A 15,470-nucleotide genomic window follows, 5' to 3' on the forward strand; every position below is an offset into this window, starting at 1 on the left:
TGCCGCGTCCCGGCACGGGCCCCGGCGGCGGGGCCGGCGGCTCCTTCACCGTTCCCGCCGGGGCGCCCGCGACGCCCGCCGTGCGACGCCCCGCGTCACCGGGCGCCTCCCCCCGTTTTCCGCTTCTCTCAACCACCTCCCCATCATCGTCACAACACACCGCCTGCGCATCACCCGGACCGGCCGATGCGGCGTGGACCTCGTGTGATAGGAAACGGCCACTCCGGGCTCGGACGGCACCCTGCCCGCCCCATCGGGCGCCGCCGGTGGGGCTGTTGACGTGTGCTGAGGCGTCGTACGGGCGTTGAGCGCCTGTGCGCCCCGTCGGCGCCCTGCCCCGACGCGACCGGGCGGCGCACGGTCGCTCCATGGGGGAAGGCGAGGAAGCCTGTGTGGGCCGCGGAGACGGTACGGACTGCCCGAACGGGGAGGTGCTCGACGTGGCGGTGGACGGTCCCCGGTGCGAGGAGTGCCGGCATCACTGGGAACTGGACGAGACGGAGCCCGGACGCAGGGCGGTGCGGGACGAGGGGCCGACACGCCCGATGGGGTCTCCGGACGAGGCCGACCACGACAACGCGGCCTAACAGAGCCGCGCGACCGTGATCGAAGCGCGCTCCATGTACTGAGCGCGCGGTCCATGTACTGAGCGCGCGGTCCATGTACTGAGCGCGCGGTCCATGTACTGAGCGCGCGGTCCATGTACTGAGCGCAGCGCGCTCCACGTACTGGAGGAGCGAGGGTCGGACGGGCTGCCGGCACGGGCGGTGACCGATCTCCTCGGCGTCCGCAGCAAGACCGTCGAGCAAGCAGCCCCGCACAAGTCGCCCCGGTAGCGGCGCCGGGTGGCGCGTTCGCCTCCTAGTTGGAGTGTGCCTCCTAGTTGGCGTGGGCCGCCTTCTTGCCCGCCCGCTTCGTCCACGCCGCATCCGGCTGGGCGGGGGCCTTCTCCCTGCCCTGGCCCGCCGCGTCGGCGTCGGCGTTGGCGTCGGAGTCGGCCTTGATCTTGGCCTTCGTCTCGGCTTTGGCCGCCGGCTGCGCGGGCCTGCGGGCAGTGGAGTCCGGACGCGTGGCGGACTCGGTGTGCGCGGGGGCGGCCTCGACGGGCTGGGAGGTGGGCTCCGAAGCGCTGCGCGAGGGCCGGGCCGACGACGCGGAGGGCGTGGTCTCGTGGCGCGCCGGAGTGTCCGAGGGCGTGGCGGAGTCGGCCTGATCGGGGGCGGTCGGGGCCGCCTCCGGCGCGGCTCCGTCGGCGGTGTCGTGACGTGCGGAGCCGTCGGTGGCCAGGACGCCGGCGGCGACGAGCGCGGCCAGTGCGGCTGCCGCCCCTTGGACGCGGAGGCGGCCCCGCAGGGAGGTGACGCGGGACGTCTGCCGCGGGCCGGCCGGCGGGGCGCTCGGGACCCAGGGCGTCCTCGCGGCGGTCGGCGCGCTCCGGTGCGTGGCATCGGTGCGGCCGGAAGCGGCGGTGGGCTCGACGACGCTGAGCACCGGCCGGGCACCGGACGCGGCGGGGACCGTCGTGGCCGTGCCCGCGAGCCGGGTCAGGGCCCGGACGCAGTCGCGCGCCGTGGGGCGGTCCTGTTCGTCCAGTCCGGTCATGTCCCGCAGGAGGGTGGCGAAGCCGTCGGGGAGGAAGTCCGGGAGGGCCGGCGGGCGATGCAGCCGGGCGATGGCCGACTCCAGGGGACCGCCGTCGTATTCGAGCCGGCCGGTGACACTCTCCAGGAGGACCAGGCCGAGGGCGTAGATGTCCGCGGGCCGGCCTACGGGACGGCCCAGCACTTGTTCCGGAGAGAGATAGGCCGCCGTGCCGGTCAGGGTGCCGGTGGCCGTGCGGGTGGTCGCGTCCAGCAGCCGGGAGATGCCGAAGTCCGTGAGATGGGGGTGGCCGGCGGAGTCCAGGATGATGTTGGACGGTTTGACGTCCCGGTGGACGATCCCCGCCTCGTGGGCGTGCGCCAGGGCATCGGCCAGCGCCGTGCCGAGGGCGGCCGCGGCTTCCCACGACAGGGGGGCCTCGGCGAGGCGGGACTTCAGGGTGGGCCCGTCGATCAGCTGCATGACCAGGAAGGCGTCACCGCCGTGGTGCCCGGCGTCGAACGCGGTCACCAGTCCCGGATGCTGCAACCGGGCCAGGATGACCGTCTCGCTGCGGAAGGCGTCCTCCGTGTCGAAGCCGGTGCCGGTTCGGAAGACCTTCACCGCGACCGGCCGCCGCAACCGCAGGTCGAGGCCGCGGTACACGTCGGCCGCTCCCCCGGAACCGATGAGCGTGTCCAGACGGTAGCGGCCCGCCAGTATCCGGGCACAGCCCTTGAAGGTCCGGACGTCCCCCACCTCGCGCAGTCCCACCTCGAACTCCCCACTCCGCACACTCGCACCGCTCGTCCGCCCGCCGACGACGGGCCGCCGGACGCAGGTACCCAGCCGGCCGCTTCTTGCACCCGGGAATGCGACCCGTGCACATGACAGCCATCCCGCCTCTTGCTCAGCATGCTGAACGTGCGCTACTCCTTTGAATAGTTAGGAACGTTTCCTTCCTTCCAGGGAGACGCGGTCGGCCCTCTGCACCGCGACCGCCCTACCCCCCACCTCGATGGAGTGAGTCTGACCATGAGTTGGCTACGCTCGTCCCATCCCGCCCTGCGCCGCGCCGGTACGGCCGGTGCCGTGACCCTGGCTCTGGCCCTGGCCGCCGCCCTTCCGGCCACGGCCGCCGCCCCTGACGACAGGGCACCCACCCCCACGCCCCGGGCCGCCACCGTGTACGAAGCGGAGTCCGCCACCATCTCGCGCGGGGCCGTGGAGTCCAACCACGCCGGTTTCACCGGCAGCGGCTTCGTCAACTACGAGAACGCACAGGGAAGTTACGTGCAGTGGAGCGTCAACGCACCGCAGGCCGGCCCCGCCGCTCTCACCCTGCGCTTCGCCAATGGCACCACCACCGACCGCCCCCTGGACATCGCGGTGAACGGTGCGGTGGTCTCGGCCGGCCGGGCCTTCCCGGGCACGGGCGCGTGGACCACCTGGAGCACCAGCACGCTCACCGTGAACCTCAAGGCCGGGGCGAACACCATCAGGGCGACCGCGACCACCTCCGGCGGCGGCCCGAACGTCGACCACCTCTCCCTGGACACCCCCGGCGCCCCGGCCGGCGACACGCCCGCCGCCGTCAACGGGCAGCTGCGGGTGTGCGGCACCAAGCTGTGCAACCAGTACGGCAAGCCCGTACAGCTGCGCGGCATGAGCAGTCACGGCACGCAGTGGTACAGCCAGTGCCTCACCAGCGGATCACTCGACGCCCTGGCCAAGGACTGGAACGCCGATGTCCTGCGCGTGTCCACCTATGTACAGGAGGGCGGCTACGAGACCGACCCCCGGCGCTTCACCGACCTCGTGCACAGTCTGATCGAGCAGGCCACCGCGCGGGGCCTCTACGTCATCGTGGACTGGCACCAGCTCACCCCGGGCGACCCCCACCACAACCTGTCCCGCGCCCGGACCTTCTTCACCGAGATCGCCCAACGGCACGGGAGCAAGACCAACCTGCTGTACGAGATCGCCAACGAGCCCAACGGCGTGAGCTGGTCGAGGATCAAGTCCTACGCGGAGCAGCTGATCCCGGTCATCCGGCAGCAGGACCCCGAGACCCCGGTCCTGGTCGGCACCCGTGCCTGGTCCTCGCTCGGCGTCTCCGACGGCAGCAACGAGAACGAGATCACGGCCAGCCCGGTCAACGCCACGAACATCGCGTACACGTTCCACTTCTACGCGTCCTCACACCGCGACGAGTACCTCGCGACCCTGTCGCGCGCCGCCGACAAACTGCCCGTGTTCGTGACCGAGTTCGGCACGCAGAACTCCGCCGGTGAGGGTGCGAACGACTTCACCATGGCCAAGCGCTACCTCGACCTGATGGCGGCGAAGAAGATCAGCTGGGTCAACTGGAACTTCTCCGACGACGAGCGCTCCGGCGCCGTGTTCAAGCCCGGCACCTGCAACGCCAACGGCCCCTGGACCGGCACGGCTCAGCTGAAGCAGGCCGGGGTGTGGATCAGGGACCAGATCCGCACGCCCGACGACTTCCCGACCAGCTGACCCCGCTCCGCACGGCCCCACTCCGTCCGACCCCGCTCCACACGGCCCCGCCCGTCGCGCCAGGAGGGGCGGGGCGCACGGTCGCCGTCGCCGCCGACAGCCCGGCTCAGGGGCTGTCGGCGGCGCCGCGAAGCGGCCGGCTCAGGGATGGCCGGCGTCGCCGCGAAGGAGGCGGGTCAAGGGCTGTCGCCCCGCCAGTCCAGGTGACGGTCGTCCGCCGTCCGGAGCGCGTACCGCGCACGGCCGCCCGGGCCGTGGGCCCCTATCTCGGTGCGCAGGGCCACTCCCTCGCGCAGCTCCCGCTCGGGCCGGCCGGTGACGTCCAGCAGCAGCCCGTCCAGCGGGCCGCCGACCAGTTCTGCGTAGACACGGTCCGGCCGGGGCCCGGCATCGTCGTGATCGGCGCCGTACACCCGGCCCCGCATGATCTCCGCCCAGTCCATGCAGGCCAGCATCGCACCCACCACTGACAACGCCGGGTCCGCGAAGATCCGGCGTACTCCTCCTTACTCGGGGGTAGGCTCAGCGCGCCCCCTTGTTATACATTCCGTCTAACAAGGGCCGGGCGGCGACGCGTACCGCACGCTGCCCTCGGCCCGTCCCGCCCGGCGGCACACCCCCGGTCTCCGCGCGGACGGACGAAGGAGCCCTCCGGCTTCGGGACGCTGCCGGAGCCCCCGCGATCGCATGCGCCACGACGGAGACGGTCCGTCACTCGAGACTGAGGAGTTGGGAGCATGGCAAGCAGCACCGCCCGGCCGCGAGTCGAGCACGGCACCCAGGCCGGTGAAGTCGCCGGCCGGCTGCTCGATTCGGCCGCGACACTGTCCTACGACCCCCTCACGGAGGTCGACTGGGAGACGCCGCTGGACAAGGACTTCCACGGCGCCAGCCCGGAATGGAGCACCCTGTACGGCACCTCGTACTGGAACGAGCTCACCGAAGCCCAGCGCAAGGAGCTGACCCGGCAGGAAGCCGCCTCCGTGGCCAGCACCGGCATCTGGTTCGAGATGATCCTGCAGCAGCTGATCCTCCGGGACGTCTACGCCGAGGACCCGACCGACGAGACCGTCCAGTGGGCCCTCACCGAGATCGCGGACGAGTGCCGGCACTCGATCATGTTCGCCCGCGGCGCCAAGAAGCTCGGGGCACCGGCCTACCGCCCGCCCCGCCTGGCGATCGAACTGGGCCGCGTGTTCAAGACGTTGGCGTTCGGGGAGGCCGCGTACGCGGCGATCCTCGTCGCCGAGGAGGTCCTGGACGTCATGCAGCGCGACTGGATGCGCGACGAGCGGGTCGTGCCGTTCGTCAGGACCATCAACAACATCCATGTGGTCGAGGAGTCCCGCCACATGAAGTTCGCCCGCGAGGAGACGCGGCGGCACCTGGAGAAGGCGGGGCCGGTCCGCCGGCACATCCACGCGTTCGTCATCGCCGTCGCCGCGTACGTCATCGTGACCAGCATGGTGAACAAGTCCGTGTACGCCCACGCCGGACTGGACGCCGAGCGGGCACTCGCCGAGGCCCGCGCCAACGAGCACCACAAGGCGATGATGCGCTCCAGCTGCGCCGGCCTGATGGAGTTCCTGGCCTCGGCCGGGCTGCTGACCAAACCGGCCCTGGTGTTCTACCAGCGTGCCCACCTGATCTGACCGGCCCGCCGGCAGCGCTGTTCGAACAGAGCGGACCCCATGACCTACGCCATCACCCAGACCTGTTGCGCCGACGCCACCTGCGTCGCCGTCTGCCCGGTCAACTGCATCCACCCGACACCACAGGAACGGGCCTTCGGCAGCACCGAGATGCTGCACGTCGACCCCCGGGCCTGCATCGACTGCGGCGCGTGCGCGGACGCGTGCCCGGTCGACGCCGTCGTCCCCGTGGATCAGCTGACCGGCCCGCAGAAGGCGTACGCCGAGATCAACGCCGCCTACTTCGCCGGCACCCCGACGCCCGAACCCGCCGCGGACAGCCCGAACTTCCACGCCTGGGACCGGCCGACGTTCGACCGTGCGCTGCCGGCCGACTTCCGCCCCTTGCGCGTCGCCGTCGTCGGCACGGGGCCGGCCGGGATGTACACCGCCCAGGACCTGCTCCTGCACACCAACGCCGAGGTCACGCTGATCGACCGGCTGCCGGTGACGGGCGGCCTCGTGCGTTACGGAGTCGCGCCCGACCACCCCACGACCAAGAAGATCGGCGACACCTTCGCCCGCCTCCACACCCATCCCCGGGTACGGATGCTGCTGGGCCTGGAGGCCGGCGCGCACGTGTCGGCGCAGGAACTCGCCGAGCACCACGACGCCGTGGTGTACGCCGTGGGGGCGTCGGGCGACCGGCGGCTGGGCGTTCCCGGGGAGGACCTGGCGGGCAGCGTGTCCGCGACGACGTTCGTGGCCTGGTACAACGCGCATCCCGACGTGGCCCCCGACGCGGTGGACCTGTCGGCCGAACGCGTCGTCGTGGTGGGCAACGGCAATGTCGCCCTCGACGTGGCCCGCATCCTGGTCAGCGACCCGGAGCGGCTGGCCGGCACCGACATCGCCGACCACGCGCTGCGCGCCCTGCGCGACGCCGCCGTCCGCGAGGTCGTGCTCCTGGGCCGCCGCGGCCCGGAGGACGCCGCCTGCACCCGGCCCGAACTGCTCGCCCTGACCGGCCTGCCCGGCGTCGACCTGGTCGTCGACGACCACGACCCCCGCATCGGCAGCGCCATCGACGCCGCCGGGCCGCACGAACTCGCCGCCGTGCTGCGGGACGTGCGGCGCGAGAAGGTGGACTGGTCACAGTCGCCGGGCCCGAGCCGCCGTATCGTGCTGCGCTTCCACTCCGCGCCCGCGGAGATCGTCGGGGGCGACGACGCGAGGGTGCGGGCCGTACGCGTGACCGGCGCGAGCGGCGACACGTCGGTGTCCGCCACGACGGTGCTGCGAGCCATCGGCTACCGGGGCACACCGGTGCCGGGACTGCCGTTCGACGAGACGACCGGTACGGTTCCCCACGACAAGGGACGGGTGGCCGGGCTGCCGGGCGCCTACGTCGTCGGGTGGATCAAGCGGGGGTCGTCGGGAGGCATCGGCGCCAACCGGGCGTGTGCCGCCGAGACCGTGACGAGTCTGCTCGCCGACGCCGTCGAGGGCGTCCTTCCCGCGCCCGCCCGGCCCGCGAAGGCCTTCCGGCGCCTGGCCCGGCGCCGCGCGCCCCGGCTCGTGGACGCGCGCGGCCTGGCGGCCATCGACCGGGCCGAGCGCCTGCGCGGCGGACGCGACGGCAGACCGCGCGCCAAGCTCGCGACCGTCGCGGACCTGGTCACGGCTGCCCGACGCCGATCAGTGCGCTGAAGCCGCGGACGTCACTCCGCGACACACGCCCCGGCGCCGCACCAGGGCACGCGTCCCGGCGCCGCGTCCTGGCGCCGCCCGGTGTGGCGCGGTGGGGCGCCGCCCCGTGTGTCGCGGTGTGGCGCCGGCCCCGCGTCACTCGGCCGCTTCCCCTCGGCGACGGGCCCGCGCCCGTCGTCCCGCACTCGTCGCCTTGGCCATGAGCCGGTCGCGGCCCGCGGAGAGCAGGAGAGCGAGGGGCGTGACCAGCAGGCCGATCAGGAGTGCCGGGCCCCAGTCCATGCCGTCTCTTCGGTAGCGCATGATCAAGACGACACAGACATAGGTCAGCGCGACGATCAGTGCGTTCTTCAGGGGTTTGGGCAGTGTCATGAGCCCTCAAGTGCCCCGACTCCCCCGGGGACATGGCGGAACCCCGCGTCTCACTTCCCTCCGGCCGCGTCACGCCGGGCGGACCGCGCCCCTGATCTCCGACTGGCCCGCGAAGAACACCGACTCCTCACGGATGAGCGCTCCCGGGCCCGGGGCGTGGATCATCATGCCGTCGCCGCTCCAGATGCCGACATGGCGGAGGTCGTCGTGGAAGAAGACCAGGTCTCCGGCCCGGACCTCGGCGAGCGGGACCTGCACGCCCGCTGTCCACTGGGCCTCGGCGCTCCGGGGAAGCGTGACACCGGCGGCCTTCCACGCGGCCTGGGTGAGCCCGGGGGCGTCGTACGACCCCGGACCGACCGCGCCCCACACACAGGGCCGGCCGATCTGTGCCCGGGCGAAGGCGATCACGCGCTCGGCCTGGGTGCGATGACCGACCTCCGGTGACGGCACTGGCGCTGGCGCCGGCCAGGAACCGGCCGGCACCGTCGGGGCGGCAGGGGCGGCAGGGGCGGGCGCGACGGCCGACGCGGGGAGCACCGTCGGAGCGGGAGCTTCGAGGACCGCTGAGACGTCCGGCAGACCTGCGCCGTACGTCGCCGTGAGCGCGTCGACCGGGGAACCGGTGGTGAGGTACGCGGAGGGGTCCGCCGGCAGAGCCGCTCCCGCGAGGTCGGCGTACGGCGCGGGCGCGCCGGTCGCGGGCACGTCCCCGTACAACTCGGCCCCGCTCAGCGGGAGATCCGCCAGGTAGGCAGCCGGGGCGGGTTCCGGGACGGTGGGCAGCGCACCCGTCTCCGGGGCGGACGCCGGTGCGGGCTCGTACACCGGCCACGCCGCCGCGTCGCCCCCGCCCGGCACCGGCTGTGCGCCGGTGCGCCACTCGCTCTCGTCCCACCGGGACTCCCCCACCACTGTGGATGAGACGCGCTGCTGCGGGAGTTGGGGGAGGGAACCGGTGGCCGGCGTCCGCTCCGGCCCGGCGGGCAGCTCGCGCGCGACCCCGGTGGGCGCCTTGGGTGCTTCGAGGGCCAGGGGTTCCGGGCGCGCTTCCACCGAGCGCTCGGGGCGTGCCGCCCGGGGCGGACCTTCGGGAAGCGCCGGCGGCCTCCGGTCCGGCTGCGACGCCGAGACGGTGGGGCCCAGCTTGGCCCGCGCGGCGTCGAACCACTGCCGGGCCAGGGTTCCGATCGCCGGTTCGACGTCGTCCTCGGACCGGCCGCGGACGGCCGTACCCCGCTGGCGCGGGATCGCCGCGGCGCGGGTCGCGTTGAAGGTGCCCGTGTCGCTCTCGGCCCGGTCGTAGAGGCGGTCGACATACCGCCGGACCTCTTCGGGACTCGGCTCTTCCATGTCGGCCAACTCGGGGCGCGAGGTTCGTTCCGGCGCCATGGGCAAGCGCGCTCCTTCCGTCCGGGAGTGCACGAGATCGCCTGCCTGATGGCGGAAGTCGTGCACGCGGTGCCCAACTTAGCCAACTTGTGAGCCTTCCGTGAAGATCGAAGCCCGAAACGCCCGATATGATTCTGTGACCTTCGCCCCTCCCCCAGGTCACCCGCCCGGCTGCACCCGGCTCGCGCACCGCGCCCGCGACGGATCTGCTGGTGGCCATGAGCCACAGCGGTGACGAAGAGCTCTCCGCCCGCGAGCGCGACGAGCTGGACGACCTGCGACAGCGGGTCAACGCCCTGGAGAGCGGCGGGGCTTCCCGTGCTGCCCGGCACCACCCGTTCCGTTCGCTCGGCTCGGTCCTGCTCATCCTCCTCGCCGCGCTGCTGTCCCTGCTGTCCGTCGTCGCGGTCTGGGCGAACAGCGTCGTGGAGGACACGGACCGCTACGTCGAAACCGTCGGCCCGCTGGCGAGCGATCCCGATGTGCAGCAGGCGGCCACCAACCGGATCACCAACGCCGTCCTGGCACAGATCGACGTGGACGCGCTGGTGAAGGAGCTGACGGACGCGGCCGCACAGCAGGGTGTCCCGCCCCGGGTCGCCCAGCTGCTGAACGACCTCGACGGCCCGATCGAGAGCGGACTCAAGCAACTGGTCGGCAACACGGTGGAACGGGTGGTCACCAGCAGCGCCTTCGAGACGGTGTGGGTGAACGCCAACCGCAGGGCGCACGCGGCACTGGACAAGGCGCTGACGGGCCAGTCCGACAGCGTGGTCAAGCTGGAGAACAACGAGGTCGTCGTCGACCTCGGACCGATTGTCGCCGACGTCAAGAAGCGCCTGGTCGACGCCGGTCTCTCGGTCGCCGAGAAGATCCCGGACGTGCAGACGAACTTCGTGGTCTTCGCTTCCGAGGACGTCGGCGACATCAAGACCTACGTGCGCGTCCTGCAGATCCTCGGCGGCTGGCTGCCCGTCATCACACTGCTGGTCGCCGCCGCGGGAGTCTTCGTGGCCTTCAACCGCCGTCATGCGCTGATCGGGGCCGCGCTGGCCGTGTTCGTCGCCATGCTGGTGCTGGGGATCGGCCTCACCGTCGCCCGCGACGTCTATCTCGACCACCTGCCCCCGGGTACCTCGCAGGGCGCCGCGGGCTCGGTCTACGACGCGCTGGTCCGATTCCTGCGCGCCGGTGTGCGCGCGCTCGCCGCGGTCGCCCTGTTCACCGCCGCCGGCGCCTTCCTCGCCGGGCCGTCCCGGATCGCCGTCCTCACCCGCACGGGCTGCCGCAGGAGCATCGGCGGTCTGCGCGAGGTGGCGACGTCGGCGGGGCTGCGTCTCGGTGGGGTCGGGCGGTTCGTCCACCGCTTCAAGCGCTGGATCGGTGCGGCCATCCTGCTGATCGCCGTCGTCGTCCTGTTCACCTGGAGCTACCCGACCACGGCGGTCGTGGTGTGGACCGCCGTGCTCACCCTCGTGGGCTTCGCGATCCGCGAATTCCTGGACGCTCCCCAGGCGCCGCCCGCCGACTCCCCGACGCGAGCCGCCGCGCACTGATCGCCGCCGTCCGGACATGCAGGGGCCCAGGCCGAGTGCTGCAATGGCTTGAGGAGCCGTCCTTCCGGACGCGCCGAGGCCGACCGGCGCCCCAGGAGGCGTGGCCGAGGCCGAACCCACCTCGAAGGAGTGGCCATGCAGCAGGACATCGAGGACATGGGGCCCGTGGACTACCTGATCGTCGAGTTCCCCGGCAGCCGTATGACGGGTGAGGGCCTCCCCCTCCTCGTCGACCTGGTCGAACGCGGTGTCATCCGCATCCTCGACCTCGTCTTCGTCCGGAAGGACACCGACGGATCGGTCGTGGGGGTGGAGCTGCGGGAGTTGGGAGAGGAGACCGAGCTCACGGTGTTCGAGGGAGCCTCCTCGGGTCTGCTGGACCAGGGCGACCTGGACGAGGCGGGCGCCGCGCTGGAGCCCGGCAACTCCGCGGCCGTCCTCGTGTACGAGAACGTCTGGGCCGCGCCCCTGGCCCGTGCGCTGCGACGGGGCGGGGCGCAGATGGTGGCGAGCGGCCGTATCCCCGCGGACGCGCTGCTGGCCTCGCTGGACGCCGTCGAGGCGGCACCCGGCGGAGCCGTGACGACCCCGTGAGACGAGGGCGTGCGCCGGCCCGGCGCCGCCTCTTCTCGCACCCGACCCGGGAGACGAGTGACATGCCAGGACTCCTTCGCGGCATCGCCCGCACCGCCGTCATCTCCGGCACGGCCACAGCCGTGTCCAACCGCGTCTCGCGGCGACAGGCCGGCCGCTGGGCCGAGCAGGACAGCGCACGCGCGCTCGCCTACCAGCAGCCCGCGGCGCAGCCGGCCGCACCCCAGCCGGCCGCCCCGGCGCAGAGCGCCGCCGCGTCACCGCCGGACGACGCCATGACCACCAGGATCGAACAGCTCAGGCAACTCGCCGACCTCAAGGCGCAAGGGGTGCTGACCGAGGAGGAGTTCGCGGCCCAGAAGAGCCGGCTCCTCGGCTGAGGCGGAGGGAATCGGCGTGGAGCCGGAACGCCCGTCCGCGCCCGGCGGCGGCACGCAGCCGGAGGAGGCCGAACGCCTGCGGGAGCTGCTGCGCAGTCCGGCGTACCGCAAGGCGCTCGTCTTCTCCGCGCTCATCGGCGTCCCGGTCTCGCTGGCCGCCTTCTGGTTCCTGGCCGGTCTGCACGAGCTGGAGCACCAGCTCTGGGACGAACTGCCCGCACAACTGGGCTGGGACAGCCCGCCGTGGTGGTGGCCGTTGCCGCTGCTCACCCTCGCCGGGCTGGCGGTCGGGCTGGTGGTCCGGCACCTGAGGGGAGCGGGCGGCCATGTCCCCGCCGCCGGTCTGCACGCGCCGGGAATGGTGCCGGCCGCCCTGCCGGGCGTCATCCTCGCCGCCCTGGCGAGCCTGCCGCTGGGGGCGACCCTGGGCCCCGAGGCTCCGCTGATCGCGCTCGGCGGCGGTCTGGCCCTGCTCTTCGCCCACTTGGCCCGGGCCCCCGTGAATCCGCAGAGCGCGGCGCTGCTCGGCGCCGCGGGGGCGGCGGCCGCACTGCCGGCGATCTTCGGGAGCCCGCTGGTGGGCGCAGTGATCCTCATCGAGGTGGCGGGCGTGGGCGGCCCGCAACTGTTCGCGGTGATGCTGCCGGCACTGCTGTCCAGCGGGATCGGTTCGCTGGTCTTCACCGGGTTCGGCCGCTGGACCGGCCTGTCCACCGGCAACCTGTCGGTGGACCTCGGGGTCTCCGCGCCCCGCCTCGACACCGGCGACGTGGTGTGGTCGGTCCTCATGGCCGTGGGGATCGCCTTCGCCCTGCACTTCGTCCTGGACGCCGGGCGGCTGACGGCGGCGTTCGTCGCGCGGCGCCCCGTCGTGCACACGGCCGTCTGTGCCCTGGCGGCGGGAGGGTGCGCCGCGGTCTACGCGCTGACCACGGACCGGACGCCGGCGGACGTGGCGTCGTCCGGCGAGGCCACCCTGGGCCGGCTCGCCGAGAACCCGCACGCCTGGAGTGTGGGCGCCCTGGTCGCGGTCCTGCTGTGCAAGGCGGCGGCCTACGCGCTGTGCCTGGGCAGTCTGCGCGGCGGTCCCATCTTCCCGTCGCTGTTCCTCGGCGCCGCGCTGGGCGTGCTGCTGGCGCCGCTGCCCGGCCTGGGGATCGTGCCCGGCATGGCGGCGGGCATGGCGGCCGCCTCCGCGGCCACCCTGCGCCTGCCGGTGAGCAGTGTGGTGCTGGTCGTCCTCGTCCTCGGCGACACGGGGATGACGCCCGTCGTGATCCTCGCCGCCGTGGCGTCCTTCGTCACGGTCCAGTTGCTTCCCGCCGGTCATGCCGTCCCCGCGCTGGGCAAGCCCGCAGGGCCACCGGCCGCACCGGCCGCCGAGCCGGCCCGGAACCGTGCCGCGCGCGGCTGAGCCCGCCGGCTCGGCCCGGGGCTCGGGGGCGGCCCGCCCCCCGGCGACGGCACCGGACGGGACGGGAGCACGGTGAGCGAGGACGAGATCCTGCTGGGCCTGGCCCTGACGGTGGCCCTGGCCGTGGGCTCCCAGATCCTCGCGAGCCGTCTGCGCATCCCGGCCCTGATCGTCCTGCTGCCCGCGGGGTTCACCGCCGGAGCCCTCACCGACGTCGTCCATCCGGACAAGCTGGTGGGCCAGGACTTCTCGGCCCTGGTGTCGCTGTCGGTGGCGCTCATCCTCTACGACGCCGGACTGGGTCTGGACCTGCGCCTGCTCAAGGGCGCGACCCGCAGGGCGGTCGTCCGGCTGCTGGTGTTCCAGGTGGTGCTGACCTGGGCCGCGGTCATGGCTCTGGCACCGGTGCTGTTCGACGTGCCGGCAGCCGTGGCCAGCATGATCGGCGTCATCCTCGTGGTGTCCGGGCCGACCGTCGTCGGCCCGCTGCTCGACCATGTCCGGCCGTCGGACAAGGTCCGCCGCGTCCTGGTGTGGGAGGGCTCCCTGATCGACGCCGTCGGCGGCATCCTCGGTGCCGTCGTCTTCCACTCCCTGGTCTCCGGCGGTCTGCAGCCGGGGCACTTCCGGGTCGGCGCGTTCCTCGGCGGCATCGCCGTCGGGCTCGCGGGCGGCGTGGTGGGTGCTGCCCTGCTCTGGCTCACGCTGCAGCTGCTGCGCCTCGGGGAGACCCTCGGCACGCTCGCGCAGCTGGCCGTCGTCGTGGTGGTGGCCGCCTGCTGCGACGCGGTGTACGACGACACCGGGCTCATCGCCGCCATCGTCACGGGCCTGATCGCCGCGAACGTCCCCGGCTTCGACATGCCGGTACGGCGGCCGTTCTTCGAGACGCTCGTCCGGCTGATCATCGGTCTGCTCTTCGTCTCCATCTCCGCCACGGTGACGCCGAGCAGCCTCGTGCCGGTGCTGTTGCCGGCCCTCGCGCTGGTCGGGGCGCTGGTGCTGGCCGTGCGGCCCCTGGTCGCGCTGCTGTCCACATCGAGGACGGACCTCGCGGCGGCGGAACGCGCCTTCGTCGGCTGGATGGCCCCGCGCGGGATCGTCGCCGCGGCCACGGCCACCACCTTCGCCGGAGCGCTCGCCTCGGAAGGGCTGCGCGACGCCGGCACCATCCTCCCGGTCACGTTCCTGGTCATCGTCGGAACCGTCCTCGTCTACGGGCTGACCGCGCGGCCCGTGGCCGGGCGGCTGGGCCTGGTGGGCGCCCCGCGGGCCCGGCCGCTGCTGCTGGGCGGGGACCCGTGGGCCGTGGACCTCGCCCGGGCGCTGCGTACCGCCGGGGTCGACGTGCTGATGTGGGCGGGGCCGGCGGAGCAGCGGGCCAGGATCGAGGCGGCGGGCATCGAACCGGCCGCCGAGGAACTGCCGGCCGTGGCCACCGATCCGCGGGCCCGGCTGGAAGGCATCACCTCGGTGTACCTGCTGACGGACGACGACGACTTCAACGCACTCGTCTCGGTGGTCCTGCGGGACAGCGTGGACGGGCCGGTGTACCGGGTCGGTCCGTCGCCCGGCGGCCGGGGTGTGGGGGCGCTGCACGGCTCCGGGCAGACCCTGTTCGGCCGGGGTCTCGTCCGTCGCGTCCTGGCGGCCCGCCACGAAGGCGGCGCGCGTTTCCACCTGCAGCCCGCGTCGGACGCGCTCCCGCCGGGCCACGACCCGCTCTTCGTCGTCCGCGGGGACGGCCGGCTGGAGCCCGCCACCGAGGACGGGCGGGTCGCGGGAGCGCGGCACGACACCCTGGTGTCGCTGGGCCCCGTACCCGGCCCGGCCGTCGGGCGGGGCGCCGAGGGTGGTCAGGCCAGCCCGTAGATGCTCCGGCCCGTCAGCCACAGGCCGATGACGATGCTGCCGGCGACGATCGCCCGTTCCGCGTGGTTCTGCATCCAGGTGCGCAGCCTGAGCAGTCGGCTGCGCGCCTGCGCCGGTCTGAACACGACGTACAGCTCCGCGGCGAGCAGGGTGCTGCTGGCGAGCAGGCAGAAGGCGAGCAGGACCGGCCAGGTCGTGGCATGGGAGGTGTCGGCGCTCACCACCGTGGTGGCTCCGGCGGCGACGAGGCCCCACGGCTGGAGGAGCACGGCGAGTCCGGCCGCCGCCCCTGCCGAGCCGCGGTCCATGCGGGAGGTGAGGGAGGAGGACCGCTCGGGTCGCGGCGGGGCGGCGGGGTCGGGGTCGGGGGCGTGCCCGGGCGCGGGCGCGGGCGCGGGCGCCGGCGGGCGCGGCTCCGAGGTGACGGGCCCGCCGCGTGGCCGCTCGT

Annotated in this window: 14 protein-coding genes; 9 read left to right on the top strand and 5 right to left on the bottom strand. The window is 73.4% G+C overall.

Annotated features, from left to right (window positions below; genetic code table 11):
- Positions 1-392: 392 nt before the first annotated feature.
- The gene (locus CHR28_RS09745) at positions 393-587 is read left to right on the top strand and encodes a hypothetical protein (RefSeq protein ID WP_256984189.1); all 195 of its coding nucleotides are present in this window, start codon (positions 393-395) and stop codon (positions 585-587) included.
- 292 nt (positions 588-879) lie between these two features.
- Here the strand turns inward: CHR28_RS09745 and CHR28_RS09750 are convergent, their stop codons facing one another.
- The gene (locus tag CHR28_RS09750; RefSeq protein WP_256984190.1) at positions 880-2,355 is read right to left on the bottom strand and encodes a serine/threonine-protein kinase; all 1,476 of its coding nucleotides are present in this window, start codon (positions 2,353-2,355) and stop codon (positions 880-882) included.
- A 261-nt stretch (positions 2,356-2,616) separates the two neighbouring features.
- Here CHR28_RS09750 and CHR28_RS09755 point away from each other — a divergent pair, with 261 nt between their 5' ends.
- Positions 2,617-4,101, top strand: a complete 1,485-nt coding sequence (locus CHR28_RS09755; RefSeq protein ID WP_094053116.1) for a cellulase family glycosylhydrolase — start codon at positions 2,617-2,619, stop codon at positions 4,099-4,101.
- A 176-nt stretch (positions 4,102-4,277) separates the two neighbouring features.
- On the opposite strand, the gene CHR28_RS09760 is transcribed toward CHR28_RS09755, so the two are convergent.
- The gene (locus tag CHR28_RS09760) at positions 4,278-4,544 is read right to left on the bottom strand and encodes a hypothetical protein (protein WP_094053137.1); all 267 of its coding nucleotides are present in this window, start codon (positions 4,542-4,544) and stop codon (positions 4,278-4,280) included.
- A 294-nt stretch (positions 4,545-4,838) separates the two neighbouring features.
- Between CHR28_RS09760 and CHR28_RS09765 the strand changes: the two genes are divergently transcribed.
- Both CHR28_RS09765 and CHR28_RS09770 read left to right on the top strand, forming a co-directional pair.
- On the top strand, positions 4,839-5,753 hold the full coding sequence (locus CHR28_RS09765; protein WP_094053117.1) for an AurF N-oxygenase family protein: 915 nt from the start codon (positions 4,839-4,841) through the stop codon (positions 5,751-5,753).
- Positions 5,754-5,792: 39 nt separating this feature from the next.
- Entirely contained in the window at positions 5,793-7,442 is a 1,650-nt protein-coding gene (locus CHR28_RS09770) for an FAD-dependent oxidoreductase (RefSeq protein ID WP_094053118.1), read from the top strand.
- Between the two features lie 135 nt (positions 7,443-7,577).
- On the opposite strand, the gene CHR28_RS09775 is transcribed toward CHR28_RS09770, so the two are convergent.
- Both CHR28_RS09775 and CHR28_RS38255 read right to left on the bottom strand, forming a co-directional pair.
- A complete protein-coding gene (locus tag CHR28_RS09775) occupies positions 7,578-7,814 on the bottom strand; it encodes a hypothetical protein (RefSeq protein WP_094053119.1) in 237 nt (78 codons plus the stop codon).
- A gap of 69 nt (positions 7,815-7,883) precedes the next feature.
- Entirely contained in the window at positions 7,884-9,206 is a 1,323-nt protein-coding gene (locus tag CHR28_RS38255; protein WP_256984191.1) for a C40 family peptidase, read from the bottom strand.
- A 218-nt stretch (positions 9,207-9,424) separates the two neighbouring features.
- On the opposite strand from CHR28_RS38255, the gene CHR28_RS09785 reads away from it, so the two are divergent.
- From CHR28_RS09785 to CHR28_RS37690, 5 genes are all read left to right on the top strand, one after another.
- Positions 9,425-10,762, top strand: a complete 1,338-nt coding sequence (locus tag CHR28_RS09785) for a hypothetical protein (RefSeq protein ID WP_256984192.1) — start codon at positions 9,425-9,427, stop codon at positions 10,760-10,762.
- 135 nt (positions 10,763-10,897) lie between these two features.
- The gene (locus tag CHR28_RS09790) at positions 10,898-11,356 is read left to right on the top strand and encodes a DUF6325 family protein (RefSeq protein ID WP_179272370.1); all 459 of its coding nucleotides are present in this window, start codon (positions 10,898-10,900) and stop codon (positions 11,354-11,356) included.
- Between the two features lie 62 nt (positions 11,357-11,418).
- Positions 11,419-11,736, top strand: a complete 318-nt coding sequence (locus tag CHR28_RS09795) for an SHOCT domain-containing protein (protein WP_094053120.1) — start codon at positions 11,419-11,421, stop codon at positions 11,734-11,736.
- 16 nt (positions 11,737-11,752) lie between these two features.
- On the top strand, positions 11,753-13,150 hold the full coding sequence (locus CHR28_RS09800; RefSeq protein ID WP_256984193.1) for a chloride channel protein: 1,398 nt from the start codon (positions 11,753-11,755) through the stop codon (positions 13,148-13,150).
- 72 nt (positions 13,151-13,222) lie between these two features.
- Positions 13,223-15,022 (top strand): cation:proton antiporter, encoded by a 1,800-nt coding sequence (locus tag CHR28_RS37690; RefSeq protein ID WP_094053121.1) that lies wholly within the window; start codon positions 13,223-13,225, stop codon positions 15,020-15,022.
- Here CHR28_RS37690 and CHR28_RS09810 read toward each other — a convergent pair.
- On the bottom strand, positions 15,007-15,470 hold a 464-nt coding region (locus CHR28_RS09810; RefSeq protein WP_179272371.1), incomplete at its 5' end, for a GAP family protein. The two genes, CHR28_RS37690 and CHR28_RS09810, sit on opposite strands and share 16 nt — an antisense overlap.

This window comes from Streptomyces sp. XY006 (assembly GCF_002237655.1).
Classification (GTDB): domain Bacteria; phylum Actinomycetota; class Actinomycetes; order Streptomycetales; family Streptomycetaceae; genus Streptomyces; species Streptomyces levis.

Excerpts from the sequence above, each read along its gene's own strand:
- CHR28_RS09755 (WP_094053116.1), top strand. The coding sequence starts at position 2,617 with ATGAGTTGGCTACGCTCGTCCCATCCCGCCCTGCGCCGCGCCGGTACG.
- CHR28_RS09790 (WP_179272370.1), top strand. The coding sequence starts at position 10,898 with ATGCAGCAGGACATCGAGGACATGGGGCCCGTGGACTACCTGATCGTC.
- CHR28_RS38255 (WP_256984191.1), bottom strand. The coding sequence starts at position 9,206 with ATGGCGCCGGAACGAACCTCGCGCCCCGAGTTGGCCGACATGGAAGAG.
- CHR28_RS09775 (WP_094053119.1), bottom strand. The coding sequence starts at position 7,814 with ATGACACTGCCCAAACCCCTGAAGAACGCACTGATCGTCGCGCTGACC.
- CHR28_RS09760 (WP_094053137.1), bottom strand. The coding sequence starts at position 4,544 with ATGGACTGGGCGGAGATCATGCGGGGCCGGGTGTACGGCGCCGATCAC.
- CHR28_RS09785 (WP_256984192.1), top strand. The coding sequence starts at position 9,425 with ATGAGCCACAGCGGTGACGAAGAGCTCTCCGCCCGCGAGCGCGACGAG.
- CHR28_RS09765 (WP_094053117.1), top strand. The coding sequence starts at position 4,839 with ATGGCAAGCAGCACCGCCCGGCCGCGAGTCGAGCACGGCACCCAGGCC.
- CHR28_RS09770 (WP_094053118.1), top strand. The coding sequence starts at position 5,793 with ATGACCTACGCCATCACCCAGACCTGTTGCGCCGACGCCACCTGCGTC.
- CHR28_RS09795 (WP_094053120.1), top strand. The coding sequence starts at position 11,419 with ATGCCAGGACTCCTTCGCGGCATCGCCCGCACCGCCGTCATCTCCGGC.